15 protein-coding genes are annotated in these 15,291 nt (G+C 68.2%); 9 read left to right on the top strand and 6 right to left on the bottom strand.

The window, feature by feature from the left end:
- Positions 1-685, top strand: a 685-nt coding sequence (locus tag BLQ73_RS29885; RefSeq protein WP_176955769.1) for an AAA family ATPase, incomplete at its 5' end; no start/stop codon positions are given.
- Between the two features lie 461 nt (positions 686-1,146).
- Entirely contained in the window at positions 1,147-2,097 is a 951-nt protein-coding gene (locus BLQ73_RS29880; RefSeq protein ID WP_093176062.1) for a sugar phosphate isomerase/epimerase family protein, read from the top strand.
- Between the two features lie 157 nt (positions 2,098-2,254).
- Here the strand turns inward: BLQ73_RS29880 and BLQ73_RS29875 are convergent, their stop codons facing one another.
- Positions 2,255-3,127: an HhH-GPD family protein gene (locus BLQ73_RS29875; protein ID WP_275936339.1), complete on the bottom strand. Its 873-nt coding sequence runs from the start codon at positions 3,125-3,127 to the stop codon at positions 2,255-2,257.
- A 178-nt stretch (positions 3,128-3,305) separates the two neighbouring features.
- Between BLQ73_RS29875 and BLQ73_RS29870 the strand changes: the two genes are divergently transcribed.
- On the top strand, positions 3,306-4,004 hold the full coding sequence (locus tag BLQ73_RS29870; protein ID WP_093176059.1) for a hypothetical protein: 699 nt from the start codon (positions 3,306-3,308) through the stop codon (positions 4,002-4,004).
- A 93-nt stretch (positions 4,005-4,097) separates the two neighbouring features.
- On the opposite strand, the gene disA is transcribed toward BLQ73_RS29870, so the two are convergent.
- The 3 genes from disA to BLQ73_RS29855 form a co-directional block, all read right to left on the bottom strand.
- A complete protein-coding gene (disA, locus tag BLQ73_RS29865) occupies positions 4,098-5,183 on the bottom strand; it encodes a DNA integrity scanning diadenylate cyclase DisA (RefSeq protein WP_093176056.1) in 1,086 nt (361 codons plus the stop codon).
- A 214-nt stretch (positions 5,184-5,397) separates the two neighbouring features.
- Positions 5,398-6,807, bottom strand: a complete 1,410-nt coding sequence (radA, locus tag BLQ73_RS29860; protein ID WP_093176054.1) for a DNA repair protein RadA — start codon at positions 6,805-6,807, stop codon at positions 5,398-5,400.
- A gap of 54 nt (positions 6,808-6,861) precedes the next feature.
- Positions 6,862-7,560, bottom strand: a complete 699-nt coding sequence (locus BLQ73_RS29855; protein ID WP_093176051.1) for a class I SAM-dependent methyltransferase — start codon at positions 7,558-7,560, stop codon at positions 6,862-6,864.
- A 182-nt stretch (positions 7,561-7,742) separates the two neighbouring features.
- On the opposite strand from BLQ73_RS29855, the gene BLQ73_RS29850 reads away from it, so the two are divergent.
- The 6 genes from BLQ73_RS29850 (at position 7,743) to BLQ73_RS29825 (ending at position 14,099) form a co-directional block, all read left to right on the top strand.
- Entirely contained in the window at positions 7,743-8,573 is an 831-nt protein-coding gene (locus tag BLQ73_RS29850) for a sugar phosphate isomerase/epimerase family protein (RefSeq protein ID WP_245691549.1), read from the top strand.
- A 4-nt stretch (positions 8,574-8,577) separates the two neighbouring features.
- On the top strand, positions 8,578-9,348 hold the full coding sequence (locus BLQ73_RS29845; RefSeq protein ID WP_093176048.1) for a TetR/AcrR family transcriptional regulator: 771 nt from the start codon (positions 8,578-8,580) through the stop codon (positions 9,346-9,348).
- A gap of 328 nt (positions 9,349-9,676) precedes the next feature.
- Positions 9,677-11,770: a (Fe-S)-binding protein gene (locus BLQ73_RS29840; protein ID WP_245691550.1), complete on the top strand. Its 2,094-nt coding sequence runs from the start codon at positions 9,677-9,679 to the stop codon at positions 11,768-11,770.
- A gap of 159 nt (positions 11,771-11,929) precedes the next feature.
- Positions 11,930-12,715 carry a hypothetical protein gene (locus tag BLQ73_RS29835; RefSeq protein WP_093176042.1) on the top strand — a complete coding sequence of 262 codons (786 nt, stop codon included), beginning with the start codon at positions 11,930-11,932 and terminating at the stop codon, positions 12,713-12,715.
- On the top strand, positions 12,712-13,794 hold the full coding sequence (locus BLQ73_RS29830; RefSeq protein ID WP_093176040.1) for a glycosyltransferase: 1,083 nt from the start codon (positions 12,712-12,714) through the stop codon (positions 13,792-13,794). Before BLQ73_RS29835 ends, BLQ73_RS29830 begins: the two co-directional genes overlap by 4 nt.
- Before the next feature lie 23 nt (positions 13,795-13,817).
- Positions 13,818-14,099, top strand: coding sequence for a metal-sensitive transcriptional regulator (locus BLQ73_RS29825; RefSeq protein WP_093176064.1), 282 nt, complete (start codon positions 13,818-13,820; stop codon positions 14,097-14,099).
- A 258-nt stretch (positions 14,100-14,357) separates the two neighbouring features.
- Here the strand turns inward: BLQ73_RS29825 and BLQ73_RS32935 are convergent, their stop codons facing one another.
- Positions 14,358-14,519 (bottom strand): hypothetical protein, encoded by a 162-nt coding sequence (locus BLQ73_RS32935; RefSeq protein ID WP_176955768.1) that lies wholly within the window; start codon positions 14,517-14,519, stop codon positions 14,358-14,360.
- A gap of 485 nt (positions 14,520-15,004) precedes the next feature.
- On the bottom strand, positions 15,005-15,291 hold a 287-nt coding region (locus tag BLQ73_RS29810; RefSeq protein ID WP_143020521.1), incomplete at its 5' end, for an integrase core domain-containing protein.

Genomic DNA, 15,291 nt, shown 5'->3' with positions numbered 1-15,291 from the left:
GAAGGTGCGGCGCAAGCCGTTCTCGGTGGTGCTGTTCGACGAGATCGAGAAGGCCCACCCCGACATCTTCAACTCGCTGCTCCAGATCCTGGAGGACGGCCGGTTGACCGATGCGCAGGGCCGGGTCGTCGACTTCAAGAACACCGTCATCATCATGACGACCAACCTCGGCACCCGCGACATCTCCAAGGGCATCGGGGTCGGGTTCGCGAAGTCCAACGACTCCGAGTCCAACTACGACCGGATGAAGGTCAAGGTTCAGGAGGAGCTCAAGCAGCACTTCCGTCCCGAGTTCCTCAACCGTGTCGACGACATCGTGGTGTTCCACCAGCTCACGCCGAAGGAGATCATCCAGATCGTCGATCTGATGCTCAACCAGGTGGCCGACCGGTTGAAGGACCGCGACATGGGCCTGGAGCTCACCTCCGAGGCCAAGCAGCTCCTGGCGGACCGCGGTTACGACCCGGTGATGGGGGCTCGCCCGCTTCGCCGTACGATCCAGCGCGAGCTGGAGGACACGCTGTCGGAGAAGATCCTGTACGGCGAGCTGCGTCCCGGCCAGACCGTCAAGATCGGTGTCGAGGGCTCCGGCGAGGCGGCACGGTTCACCTTCGCGGGTGAGACGTCCCCGACGCCGCGGGTTCCGGACTCGGCCGCGGCCATCGTGGAGCCGATCCAGAAGTGACCCAGCACCGTTCCAGAACTTCTCTGGAACACCGCCCGCACTGATCGAGACGAGCCGGTTCCAGGACCTGTTCGACCTGGTCAGGGGGGCAAAGAGTCGAAGACCCCACGTGAGGCTTCTCACGTGGGGTCTTCGCTATTCTCATGCCCATAAGCTGTCGCGCCACCACAAGTAGTACTACACTGCGTAGAGTGAATTCGGCTAAGCTCTCGTCCAGACGGGCCCGCGCAAGCGGTGCCCACCTGTGAGCTTCGGCCGCATCACCCGAGGGCGGTGTAGTCGACCATCCGCTGTCGGGCGGATGCGGTGACCCTAGACCGACAGGGCAGGCTTCGGCATGCCCGGGGGCCGAGTTCCGGCAGTGAGGGGACCCATGTGGCCGGCTGCGATGGACGCGGCCTTGTCGTACATGGGCCGAAGACGGCACCCTTCTCGGTTTGCAAGCCTGTGGGAGGCACAATATGCGGCTGCGTCATGAAGGCGGCACGCTCGTACACCTGGCATATAACGCCGGCGTGCACCCCGCTGAGGACCTCGAAAACCTGATCGCGCACCTCACGAGGTACGCCGTACCGGTGCGCAAGCGCCTCGGCGTGGAGCGTATGGGCATCGGCCTCTGGCTCGCCCCCAGCGTCGCCGACCATCTGATCGCCGACCGGATCGAACTCGTACGGCTCCGCCGCTCCCTGGAGGAGCGCGGGCTCGAAGTCGTCAGCCTCAACGGCACCGGCGGGCGCAACCACGACAACCCCGGCCCCGACTGGGCCAAGCCCGAGCGCTACCGCTACACCATGGCGCTCGCCAAGATCCTCGCGTTCCTTCTGCCGGACGACGTGCGTTTCGGCAGCATCTCCACGATCCCCATCGGGTGGCGCCGCGACTGGCCCGCCGACCTGCACAGCATCGCCTCGCGCCGCCTGGAGCGGCTCGCCCGTGAACTGCGGGGCCTCTACAGCGTCACCGGCAAGACCATCCGCGTCGGCTTCGAACCCTGGCCCGGCTGCGTGCTCGAAACCACCGAGCAGGCTCTTGAGCGGGTCTGCGGCATCGACTCCGAGCACCTCGGCGTCAGCCTCGACGCCTGCCACCTCGCCGGGGGCGCCGAAGAGCCCGGTGAGGCGCTCCGCGGCCTCGCCGCCGCCGGGGCCACCGTGGTCAAGCTCGGCCACGTCCACAACCATCAGGGCGAGGCCTGCGAGGAGCTGCCCAGCACCCGCTCGGTGCTGGAGGACACGCTGACCGCCATGCTCTCCGGCGCGGTGAACGGCAGCGCCCACATCGAGGTCGAGACCCACGACCTCGTCGTCCCCGTGCGCACCAAGGGCCCCGGCGCCCTCGTCTCCATGCTGGCCGACGAACTGGACTGGGCCCGCACCAACCTCACCGCCCTCGGCCTCCAACTGGCCGCCTGACCCGGTTCTCGCCGGTTCCTGGTCCCCTTTTCCAGAGTTTCCCCGGGGGACCAGGACACCTGATCTCGATCCCCTGGAACGGGTGAAATTCCACGGCTCGACGGGCCCCCTTGGGCGGGCTACCGGGCGCGGCTAAGGGGAATGTCGAGGCGCGCGGTCACGCGGGGAGCTGGAAGGTGTCGCCGTCGAGGGCCTCGGCGAGGCCGTCGGCGAGGAGGCCGTCGAGGGCGCGTTCACGCTGGACGGGGTCGTGCCAGACGACGTCGAGGGCCGCCTTCGGGACCGGCCCGTGGGCCTGGCGGAGGACGGCGAGGAGGCGGCCCCGGCATTGGCGGTCGGTGCCCGCGTAGGTCTGGCCTTTGCGCGCGGGCCCCTCATAGGCCGGCTTGCCGGCGAGGCGCCAGGCGCACTGGGCGGTGATGGGGCAGTCGGCGCAGCGCGGGGCGCGAGCCGTACAGACGAGCGCGCCGAGCTCCATGACGGCCACGGCCCAGCGTGCGGCGCCGAGGGGCGGGATCAGCGCCTCGGCGAGCTTGCGTTCGGCGGCTGTGGTGGAGTTGGGGGGATATTCGTCTCCCTGGACGGCACGGGCCAGCACCCGCCGGACGTTCGTGTCAAGGACGGCGTGGCTCCCGCCGTACGCGAAGCTGGCCACGGCGGCGGCGGTGTAGTCGCCGATGCCGGGCAGCGCGCGCAGTGTCGCGTAGTCCGAGGGCACGACGCCGCCGTGGTGGGCCTCGATGGCCTGGGCGCAGCCGTGGAGCCTGAGGGCGCGGCGGGGATAGCCGAGGCGCCCCCAGTGGCGTACGGCTTCGCCTGGCGGTTGCGCCGCGAGGTGGCCGGGGGTGGGCCAGCGCGCCATCCAGTCGGTCCAGATGGGCAGGACCCTCGCCACGGGGGTCTGCTGCAGCATGATCTCGCTGACGAGGACGCCCCACGGGGTGGCGTCGGGCCGACGCCAGGGAAGGTCGCGGGCGTTCTCGGAATACCAGTCGAGAACGGGTTGCCGTAGTCGGCTTGGCTCGCGCACGCCACCGACCTTAGCCGCCGACGGTTGTCGCTGCCGCGGGGGATGGGAATCTTCGGGAAATCAGCGGATAGATAGGGCGTTGCCGGAGGGGATCACGAACCAGCAAAGATATCCCTGCTGGTAGGGGGCTACGGCGGGTCGCCGACTCCAACGGGCAACGACTCCGCATACTGTCCGTATGGAGCCAGGCACGTTTCGTAGTGATGGCATCGGCGGGCCGGACGTCTATTGGCGGCGACGCATGCTCGTGCTCGTGGGGCTGCTCGTGGTGGTCGCAGTCGTGGCCTGGGCGTGTTCGAGCGGGTCCAGCGGGCCCGGGCGCACTTCCAATGCGCAGAGCAACGAGGCGTCGCCGTCCGCCGCCCCGGTGCTGGCGGGACTGCCCGCCCTCACCCCGACGCCTAAACCCTCGCAGTCGCCGTCACCGTCACCGTCCAAACGGTCGCAGACGCCCAAGCCCAAGCCCGCCGCGCGCGAGCGCGCGCCGGGCGAGCCCTGCGACAGCAAGGACCTGGTGCTGAACCTGCAAGGCAAGACGGAGGTCTACGGCGCGGGCGGCAGACCGGCGTTCATGCTCACACTGGTGAACACCGGCAAGGTGATGTGCACGACCGACGTGGGCCCCCGGTCCGTGGAGATCCGCATCACCTCGGGCAGCGACCGCGTGTGGTCGTCGGCCGACTGCATCAGCGGCGACGGTGTGGACATCCAGCGGCTTGAGCGGGGCATCCCCTACGTCCGGACGATCGAATGGGATCGCCGCAGGTCGGCCCGGGACTGCTCGGCGGACCGGGCCGAGGCCAGGCCGGGCACCTACGTGGTGGGCGTGCGCGCGGCCAAGCTGAAGGCCCCCAAGGCCGTCTTCCACCTGCGCTGAACGGCCGGGCCGGAGGCCGGCGATCGCGGTCTTCGCCGGGCACCTGGGCCGAGGGGACCGAAGGGGGCCGCGGGCCGAGCGTGTGACCGGAGGTCAGACGTAGCGCTCAAGGATGGACGACTCGGCCAGGCGGGAAAGACCTTCGCGCACGCTGCGCGCGCGTGACTCGCCGACGCCGCCGACGGCTTGGAGGTCGTCGATGCTGGCGGCGAGGAGTTTCTGCAGCCCGCCGAAGTGCTCGACGAGCCGGTCGACGACCGCCGAGGGCAGGCGCGGCACCTTGGCCAGAAGGCGGAAGCCGCGCGGGCTCACCGGGGAGTCCAGGGCGTCGGCACCGGAATGGCCGAGCACGTAGGCGACGGACGCCAGGTCGAGCAGTTGCGACGAGTCGAGCGTGTGGAGGTCCTGCATGGCTTCGGCGAGCCCGCGGGCGCGCCGCGTGGTGCAGCTCGGCAGGTAGTCGCGCACGACCAGCTCCCGCTCGGAGTCGACTCCGGCGACGAGCTCGTCGAGCTGGAGGGACAGCAGGCGGCCGTCGGTGCCCAGCTCGACGACGTAGCCCGCGATCTCATCGGAGATGCGGCGCACCATCTCCAGGCGCTGGGCGACCACGGTCACGTCGCGGACCGTCACGAGATCTTCGATCTCCAGGGCCGAGAGCGCGCCCGACACCTCGTCGAGGCGGAGTTTGTAGCGCTCAAGGGTGGCGAGGGCCTGGTTGGCCTTGGAGAGGATCACCGCGGACTCGTCGAGGACGTAGCGGATGCCGTCGAGGTAGAGCGCGATGATGCGCATCGACTTGCTGATCGAGATGACGGGCAGCCCGGTCTGCTTGGCGACGCGCTGGGCGGTGCGATGGCGGGTGCCGGCCTCGTCGGTGGGGATCGACGGGTCGGGCACGAGGTGGACCGCGGCGCGGACGATGCCGTGGTCTTCGCCGCGCAGCACGATCGCGCCGTCCATCTTGGCGAGTTCGCGCAGGCGGGTGGCGGAGAAGGCCACGTCGAGCTCGAATCCTCCGCTGCAGAGCTCCTCCACGGCGGTGTCGTATCCGAGCACGATGAGGCCGCCGGTGTGGCCGCGCAGGATGCGCTCCAGCCCGTCGCGCAGGGCGGTGCCGGGCGCGACGGCCGCGAGCGCGGCCCTGCGCCGATCGTCGGAGCTCTTGTCAGCGATCATGTCGGTCCCGGGCGGTGGTGAGCGAGGGCTCGCCGAGCACGGCGGGGCCGCTGACCTCGGCCTCCTGCCGATGCGGCGCGGGACCGGAAGAAGGAGACGGATTGTTCATGGTCGTTGCCACTTGACCCCCGCTGGTCTCTCGTCACGCTCAGCTTACCGCCCGGGTGCTCCACGGAGCCGGACAAGCCAAGTGACGAACTCTACGTCACGTGCTCTACGTCACGTGTGTAAGGGCATCCCACACGTTCTCTGCCTCTACTACGTCGAATCCGGGCGCGAGGTTCGCCTTGCGGCCCCCGATGGGGACAAGTGACCCCTTACCGCCCTCGTCGACGCCGCTCATGAGGGAACCGGAGGGCACCAGAGCCCTGGTGAAGCCCAGCCTCGCGGCCTCCATCAGGCGGCGGCGCACATCCTTGACCGGGCGCAACTCCCCGGCGAGGCCGACCTCGCCGAGCACCACCATGCCGGAAGGCAGAGGCTTGTCCCCGGCGGCGCTGGCGACGGCCAGCATGGTCGCGAGGTCGACCGCGGGGTCGCTGAGACGGATGCCGCCCACGGTCGCGGTGAAGACGTCGCACCCGCCGAGCCGGGCGTTGAGGCGGCGCTCCAGCACCGCGAGCACCATCGTGACGCGGAACGGGTCGAGGCCGGAGGAGCTGCGCCGGGGCTGCTGGGCCTCGGTGCGGGCGACCAAGGCCTGCACCTCGGCGGGGATCGGCCGCGTGCCCTCGACGGTCACGGTGACACAGGTGCCGGGGACGGGATCGCGGCGCCTGGACACGAACAGGCCGCTCGGGTCGGTGATGCCCTCGATGCCGCGCTCGTGAAGATCGAAGCAGCCCACCTCATCGGTCGGGCCGAAGCGGTTCTTGACCGCGCGCACCATGCGCAGCCGGGACTGGCGGTCGCCCTCGAACTGCAGGACCACATCGACCAGGTGTTCGAGCACCCGGGGGCCGGCGATCGACCCGTCCTTGGTGACGTGGCCCACGAGCACGGTGGACATGTCGCGCTCCTTGGCGAGCCTGATCAGGTTGGCGGCCACCTCGCGGACCTGGGTGACGCCGCCCGGGGTGCCGGTGCTCTGCGCCGACCCGATCGTCTGCACGGAGTCGACCACGAGCAGCCTCGGCTGAACCGCCTCCACATGGGTCATCAGGGCCGCGATGTCGGTCTCGGCGGCCAGGAACAGCCGGTCTCGCACCGCGCCGATGCGGTCGGCCCGCAGGCGGACCTGCGCGGCCGACTCCTCGCCGGTGATGTAGAGCACGGTCTCCTGCCCGGCCAGCTTGGCGGCGACATCGAGCAGCAGGGTCGACTTGCCGATGCCGGGCTCGCCGGCGAGGAGCACCGCGGCGCCGGGCACAAGGCCGCCGCCGAGCACCCGGTCGAGCTCGCTCACGCCCGTCGTGCGGGCGAAGGCCACCTCCGCCTTGACCTGGCCGATCGGCACCGCGGGCGCGGTCACGACGCCGGGCTGGACCAGCTTGGCGCCGACGCGCGCCCCGTCCTCCTCGACGGAGCCCCACGCCTGGCACTCACCGCACCGGCCGACCCACTTGGTGGTGCGCCACCCGCACTCGCCGCAGCGGTATCCCGGCTTCTGCCCTGCCTTCGCCATGAGGGCACGTTAGCGTTCCCGGCGGACATTCCCCGTGTGATAAAGCCGACGGTCTTAGAAGTGCCGCCAGCGGAGCACGTTGGGATAGTCGATGCTCAGCCCGGAGATCTGGGCGATGGCCCGCCCGGCGATCTCCGGGGCGAACTCGATGCGGAGCACCGCCTCAAGATCCGCCCTGGTGTCGAACACCATGCGGAGGTCCAGCTCCCGGCGTTGCCAGCCCTGGCGCGACCAGAAGTTCTCGACCGCGGCGGGGGAATACTGAGGCACCGTGCCCTGGAACCACTGCCCGAAATCCCCGCGTGTGGCGTCGAGGTCGATCACGCAGGCGGCCCCGCCCCTGCGCATCACCCTGTCGAGCTCCTTGAGGCCGGGTTCGCATCCAGGCCCGAAGAAGTAGGCCCAGCGGGCCACGGCCAGGTCGACGGACGCGTCGGGCAGGGGGAGGTCCTGCGCCCCGGCCACGTGGACCGCGACGTTGGGCAGGCCGCGGCATCGCCGTACGGCTGCCGCCGCGAGATCGCCGTGCGGCTCGACACCGATCACCTGGGCCGCCTCGGCGGCGTAGGCGGGCAGGTGGTAGCCGGTTCCGCAGCCGATGTCGGCGATCGTCGCCCCCTGCCACGGGCGGACGGCCTTGATCGCCGCGTCGGCCAGTCCATCGGGGTCGACGGCACGGTTCTCCACCTCGTAGACCTGCGGTGTGTTCCAGATGTTGGGGCTGGGGATCGCCCCCTTTACGATCCGAGACATGGCACAACCCTAGGCCGGGCATTCCGGGCCCGGTGCCGGAAACTCCCCTGTGGAGGGAGAGGAACGCGGTCCGTACGCCACCTTGGCGTCGGGCCGCTTAGGCTGAATGACGTGAGCCAGTGCAGCCAGTGCAGCCAGTGGAGCGAGCGGCATGCCGGGCGCGTCACGGGTGGGACGCCCACGTGACCGGCTTGGTCCGCGTGCCCCAGGTGAAGCCCAGCGCCAAGATCGCGCTGTCGACGGCGTCGGTCTATCCGGAGCGCACGCCCGACGCGTTCGAATTGGCGGCCCGGCTGGGTTACGACGGCGTCGAGATCATGGTCGGCGCCGACCCCGTCAGCCAGGACGTCGAGGTTCTGGAGCGCCTGAAGGATCACTATCAGGTGCCGATCCTGGCCGTGCACGCGCCGTGTCTTCTAGTGACGCAGCGCGTGTGGGGCAAGGACCCCTGGGCGAAGCTCGTGCGGGCGCAGCGCGCGGCGGAGCGGCTGGGGGCGCGCACCGTGGTGGTGCATCCGCCGTTCCGCTGGCAGCGGGACTACGCGCGCGATTTCGAGGCCGGGCTGGCCCGGATGCGTGACGAGACCGATGTGGTGTTCGCGGTGGAGAACATGTTCCCGCTGCGGGCGCGGGGCAACGAGGTGGTGCCGTACTCCCCGGACTGGAACCCCGTCGACTACGACTTCCCGCACGTGACGCTGGACCTCTCGCACACGGCGGTGTCGGGGTCGGACGCGATGGAGATGGCGGGCAAACTGGGTGACCGGCTGGCCCACCTGCACCTGGCCGACGGCAACGGCGTCACCAACAAGGATGAGCATCTGGTGCCGGGGCGCGGCTCGCAGCCGTGCGCGCAGATGCTGTCGCGGCTGGCCGACACCGGATACGGCGGGTTGATCGTGTTGGAGGTCAACACCCGCAAGGCGGCGGGCAGGACCGAGCGCATCGATGACCTGGCCGAGGCGCTGGCGTTCGCCCGGCTGTATTTCTCGCCGACGGTGAAGGGCGTGTGAGGTCGTGACCTCGGGGGCGGACAAGGCGGGCGACGCCGCCCGTGCGAACGGCTCGGGTGGCGGATCTTCGGCGAACGCCCCTTCGGAGGGGGACCACTCCCCGGGGGGGAACGCCGTCCCTTCCGGGGGGAACGACGCCTCGGAGGGGAACGCTTCCTCGGAGCCCTCGGAGGGGAAGGCTCCCGAGGGTGCGGCGCCGAAGCGGCGGCCGGGTCGGCGCCCGGGCTTCGCCGACACGCGCGGTGAGATTCTCGCGGCGGCCCGGCAGGTCTTCGCGGAGAAGGGGTTCGACAAGGCGACGATTCGCGGCATCGCCCGTGAGGCCAACGTCGATCCGGCCCTGGTGCACCACTATTTCGAGAGCAAGGAAGGCGTTTTCGTCGCGGCGATGGAGCTGCCGATGGAGCCTTCGGTGGTGGTTCCGATGCTGCTGGAGGGCCCGCGCGAGGAGTTCGGTGAGCGGATGGTGAGGTTCGTCCTCACGCTGGTGTCCGATCCGGACCGGCGTCAGCCGGTGTTCGCGCTGCTGCGTACGGCGATGACCAACGATCGCGCGGTCCTGATGATTCGGGAGTTCATTCTCGGGGCCATGCTGGGCAAGGTCGCCGAGGGGCTCGGGGTGTCACCGCTGCGTATAGAGGCGGCGTTCTCGCAGATGTTCGGGATCGTGATCATGCGTTACGTGGTGCGGCTCGAACCTCTTGCGTCGGCTGAGACGGAGGAGCTCGTCGAGCTGCTCGCGCCGACGATCCAGCGCTATGCCGACGGTGTCTGATTTGCGGGCCGGTGTCTGATTTGCAAGGCTGCTGTCCGACTCGGCAGGGGCTGTGGGGGCGGACGTTCTGAGGTTCTGACAACGTGCTGGGTGTTGTGCTGACACGTGCGCAGGTGCCACCCCTACGGTGGATTCACGGAGCATTGTTCTAGCATCGGTGATGTGTCGTCGCCGCGCGTCTCGTCCCGAGTGCCCTGGGGCAGTTTGTTACTCATCGGTAGGATGTGTGGTGGCGTGGTCGTGAACGTGGATGACCGGCGTCCTGCGCCGGCAGCCAACGCCTTATGTGGGAGGGCGCGTGCTCTGGGTAGCGATAATCGGACTCGTGATGACGGGCGTCGCGCTCGCGCTGGCGGGCCGTCGCGTGCTGTTCCTTTACCAGCTTGCGACGAGCGGCCAGCCGGCCCCTGAGCGCGTGGAGTTCGCCAAGGCGAACATCGGAACCGAGATCAAAGCCCAGCTCGTCGAGGTGCTCGGGCAGAAGAAACTGCTCAAGTGGACGCCCTCGGGCACGGCCCACTTCTTCGTCATGTGGGCGTTCTTCATTCTCGCCACGGTCTACGTGGAGGCGTACGGCGCGCTCATTCAGGGCGCGATCACCGGAACGCCGGACTTCCATATCCCGCTGATCGGCAGATGGCCGATCCTGGGATTCCTGCAGGACTTCATCGCGGTGGCCGCGCTGCTCGGCCTCATCGCCTTCGCCGTGATCCGCATCAAGAACTCGCCCAAGACCATGGGCCGTAAATCGCGCTTCTCCGGATCGCACCTCGGCGGCGCCTGGCTCGTCCTCTTCATGATTTTCAACGTGATCTGGACGATGTTCCTGTTCCGCGGGGCCGCGGCCAACCTCGGCAATCTGCCGTACCAGTCCGGCGCGTTCGCATCCGACGCCACCGCCGCGCTGCTCAGGCCCCTCGGTGCCTCGGCGAATCAGACGCTCGAATACATCGGCCTGCTGCTGCACATCGGCGTCATGCTGGTGTTCCTGGTCATCGTCGTGAACTCCAAGCACCTGCACATCTTCACGGCCCCGATGAACGTGCTGTTCTCCCGCAGGCCCGACGGCCTCGGCGGCGTCGACGTCATGCGCAGCGGCGGCAAGGTGCTCGACTTCGAGGAGGCCGACCCCGAGACCGACGTCTTCGGCCGCGGCAAGATCGAGGACACGACCTGGAAGGGCTTCCTCGACTTCTACACCTGCACCGAGTGCGGACGCTGCCAGTCCCAGTGCCCGGCGTGGAACACCGACAAGCCGCTGTCGCCGAAGATGCTGATCCTCGACCAGCGCGACCACGCTTTCGCCATCGCGCCGTACATCATGGCCACCGAGGCCGAGCGGGAGAATCTCCCCGTCGACGTGCTCGAACTGGCCGGTAAGCCGCTGGTCGGCGAGGACGGCGTCATCCACCCCGACGTGCTGTGGTCCTGCACGAACTGCGGGGCGTGCGTCGAGCAGTGCCCGGTCGACATCGAGCACATCGACCACATCCTTGACATGCGCCGCTACCAGGTGATGATCGAGTCGAGCTTCCCCTCCGAGGCCGGCGTGATGCTGAAGAACCTGGAGAACAAGGGCAACCCGTGGGGCATGTCCGAGATGAAGCGGGCCGAGTGGATCGAAGAACTCGACTTCGAAGTCCCGATCGTCGACGAGAAAATGCCCGAGGACCTCGAATACCTGTTCTGGGTGGGCTGCGCCGGCGCACTGGAGGACCGCGCGAAGAAAACCACCAAGGCCGTCGCCGAACTGCTCCACATCGCCGGCGTGAAGTTCGGCGTGCTCGGGCCGATGGAGGCGTGCACCGGTGACCCGGCCCGCCGCCTCGGCATGGAGTTCCTGTTCACCATGCTGGCCCAGCAGAACATCGAGACCCTGAACGAGGCCGGCGTCAAGAAGATCGTCGCCACCTGCCCGCACTGCTTCAACACGCTGGCCAACGAATACCCCGCGCTCGGCGGCACCTATGAGGTCGTGCACCACACGCAGCTACTGTCCAAGCTCGTCGACGAGGGCCTGCTGACCCCGATCACCCCGATCGAGGAGAAGATCACCTACCACGACCCGTGCTTCCTCGGCCGCCACAACAAGGTTTACGCGCAGCCGCGCGACATCATGGCCAAGGTGCCCGGTGTCCAGACGCAGGAGATGCACCGCTGCAAGGACCGCGGCTTCTGCTGCGGCGCGGGCGGCGCGCGCATGTGGATGGAAGAGCGGATCGGCAAGCGCATCAATACCGAACGGGTCGACGAGGCGCTCACCACCGATCCCGACACCGTTTCCACGGCCTGCCCGTTCTGCCTGGTCATGCTGGGTGACGCCATCAACGAGAAGAAGAACAGCGGCGAGGCCAAGGAGACGCTGGAAGTCGTGGACGTGGCCCAGTTGCTGATCAAGTCGGTGAAGGGGCAGAAGGTCTGATCGGCCCCCGTGGCTTAACGGAATTCGTCGAAATTATCTGACTTCCAGTGAAGTTTGAAAGAAAGCGATCTTCAGCGGGAAACCTTTCTTTCGCATAACAGGAGAATCACGGTAACCTCAACGTCGCGCGGCTCACACGGCGGGGAGGGAGCTCACGGGATGCGCTTGGTCGTCACCGATGCCGAGGTCACCTTGGCAGACGTCCTTTCGCTCCGGGTCTCCCTCGACGACCCTGTGGCCGAAGGCGCCGAGCTGGTGCTGCGTCACCGCACCGAGGCGGTCGAGCGGCGCGTACGGCTCGGCGCCCCGGGCGCCGAGCTGCGCGACGTGGGGTTCGCCGTCTCGCTGGCCCCGCTGGCGCTCACGCCCGGCCGGTGGGACGCCTACCTCGGCCTCGGCGATCGGCTCGTTCGCATGAAAAGCGTCGATCCCGGCTTCTCGCTCGACCATCTTGAGGCATACACGCTGAGCAGGCGCGCACTCGCCTACCGGGCCTACCGCACCCAGGGCGGCTACCTCGCAATCAAGATCACGGAAGTGGAGCCGACCGCGGAGGTGCGCGCGGTCTGGTTCCGCGAGGGGCGGTTCGAGGTGACCGGCCAGCTCGCCTACACCGGGATCGACGACGACGACATGCGCCACACGGCCAGGCTCACGCTCACGCGTGACCGGCCGCTCGGGACGTTGGCCACGACGGCCACCGTACAGGGGGTGCGGTTCCACGCCCAGGTCTCCCTGTGCGACATGGTCGACGCCCACTCGGGCACCTGGCACCCCACCCTCGCGGTCGAGGGGCTGTCCGATCCGCTGCGCTTCAGCGCCAGACTGGACGACGTCGATGGCAAGGGGCGCCGCCTGCAGTATCCCGCGGCCCACGTCGACGGGGTCGCCATCCAGCCCGTATACACCGACGACGATGAGCTGCGCCTTGAGGTGAACAGGTGAAGATCTCGCTGCTGGTGCCTTCGGCGTACGGCATGCGCGGCGATATCCGCTCGACACTCAATCTCGCCACCGAGCTGTCCAAACGCCACGACATCGAAGTGATCAGCGTGAAGCGCCAGCGGGAGAAGCCGTTCTTCCCGGTGGGGCCCAAGGTCGCCCTGCGGTGGCTGTTCGACGCGCGGCCGGGGGTGCGCCATCTGTTCCCGACGGGGCAGGTTCGTGCGGATGTCGCGCTGTGGCGGATGCTGCGCGGCTTACGCTCGGATGTGCTCATCACCACGCGGCCCGGTCTCGCGGTACACGCGGCGCGCTACGCCCCCCGTGAGATCACCCGTATCGCCCGAGAATGGGCTCGTCCCCCCGTCCCCGGTCCCATCCGGAAGTTCTATCCCCGTCTGGACGCGGTCGTGACCGCCACCGAAAGCGGGCTCGCCGAGTGGCGCACCCTGACCGGCGACCCCGGCCAGATCCACCTCATCCCCGACGCCCTACCCGCCGGACCCTGGCCGAGATCCCGGATGGACAACCGCATCATCGCCGCGGGCGGCCGGTGGGTGCCGGCCAAGGCCTACGACCGGCTCGTACGCGCATTCGCGATCGTGGTGGGCAAACGCCCCGACTGGCGGCTGCGGCTGTACGGCGGAGGCCCCGAAGAGAAGCGCCTCCGCCACATGGTCGCCGACCTGAACCTCCACAACCACGTCTACTTCATGGGCACGACCCCGGATCTGTCCGGGGAGTTCGCCAAAGCCTCGATCGTGGCCACGACGTCGCGCACCGAGGTGCCCGGCATGTCGGTCATCGAGGCGCTGGGCTGCGGTGTGCCCGTTGTCGGCTTCGACAGTCAGCGGGGGCCCGGCGATTTCCTCGTCACTGGATATAACGGTGTGCTCGTGCCGGAAGGCGGGGGCGAAGCCGAGGCGTATGCTCTCGCGCTGCTCGCGCTGATCGACGACGAACGCCGCCGCAGGTCCCTGGCCGCCGGCGCGCTCTCGACCGCGATGCGCCACACCGCGCACGTGGTCGCCGAACAGTGGGAGACGACTATCGCGGACCTGCGCGGGCGCGGTCCCGCATAGGGGTAGCGGGTACCGTGGTGGGCATGCATGGGTACAGCGCCGACAAGCAGGCTTATCTCACACGGCTCCGCCGGATCGAGGGCCAGATCAGGGGCCTGCAGCGCATGGTGGAAGACGATTCCTACTGCATCGATGTTCTTACGCAGGTCTCCGCGGCGACCCGGGCATTGCAGGCCGTCGCGCTCGGACTTCTGGAAGACCACATCGGCCATTGTGTGGCGGAGGCCATTAATACCGGCGGGCCCGAGGCAGAGGCCAAGGTCAAGGAGGCATCCGCCGCCATCGCCCGGTTGGTGCGTTCATGAGACCGGGCCGACTCATGGGGCGCCGCGCCGGTCCATGAGGCATCGGGTTGGTTCATAACGCGTCGGGTTGGTTCATGAGCCCATGTGGGGAGTAGCCCGGACCTGGACTAGGTCGGGGGATTCGTATCACCCAAAGGGACATGGTCCCGGAGAAACGATCTGACTAGCTAACTAGTCACAGCGCTGGCTGGGACTATGTGGTAGATCTTGGGGTCCCGGCCTTTTCGAGGGTCCGGGACCCAATGGTCCGATGGTCCATCAGCATCTCGCCGTGGTCCGCAATCCGAGCGCGTTGTCGAGTTCCTCCAAGGTCAGCCGCCTTTCGCTGATCGCAACGGCGCTGAGCACCTCGGCGATGAGGTCGATCTCATCCAACGCGACACGATCGTGGACCCGCGAGTCAAGCTCGTCGTGCCCCACCGCGTCGTCCTTCCTCCCGCAGCCCCACACCCTCTTCGAGGTTACGGCTGGGGGCCTTTCGGCGACATGGCCCATCGGGACCATTCCTTACGTCAGCCGCAGGCCCCTCGAAGGACCATTTCCTGATTGTGAGATCACAATTCAATTAAGTCCATGATGCAAATGAATTACGAGGAGTAGAGGGAAAGAGTGTCATTCTGTGCATGGTGGGTTACCAGTGTTCTCCTGTGACTCCTGACACATCCGGCCGAGGGTCGTCCCGCTCGTGGACCAGGGACTGAGCCACCGCCGACGCGGAAACGAACCCCCGTGTGGGCGGCGTCACACCCGCCAGCGCGCACCACGCCAACCCCGTCGCATAAGCTGCCCCGAGCAACGCCGCCGCGCGATCACGACTCGGCGGCTTGAACAACACAGGCAGTTCTCGGTTGATTGGCCAATAGCGGCGAAGTGGATCTCCTGGGCCGCCCCGGTGAAGTTGGAGGCTAGATCGCTTGGTTCTCGGCCGCCAGGTCAGTGCTGGCGATCGATCGGTTGAACGTCTCCTCATACTCGGCCGGAGGGACGTTCCCACAGTAAGAATGTAACCGTTCAGAATTGTACCAGGCAACCCATTCCATCGTGGCGATAGTCACGTCCATGACGCCTTTCCAGCCGCCATTGAAGTCGATGAGCTCCTTCTTGTAGAGACTGTTCAGGGACTCAGCTGCCGCATTGTCATACGAGTCGCCCCTGCTGCCGACAGAACGCGCCGCGCCGACCTGTTCGAGCC

Origin of the sequence: Sinosporangium album (assembly GCF_900100605.1) — a bacterium.
GTDB classification, from domain to species: Bacteria; Actinomycetota; Actinomycetes; order Streptosporangiales; family Streptosporangiaceae; genus Sinosporangium; species Sinosporangium album.
This window is presented reverse-complemented; position numbering and strand designations above follow the sequence as displayed.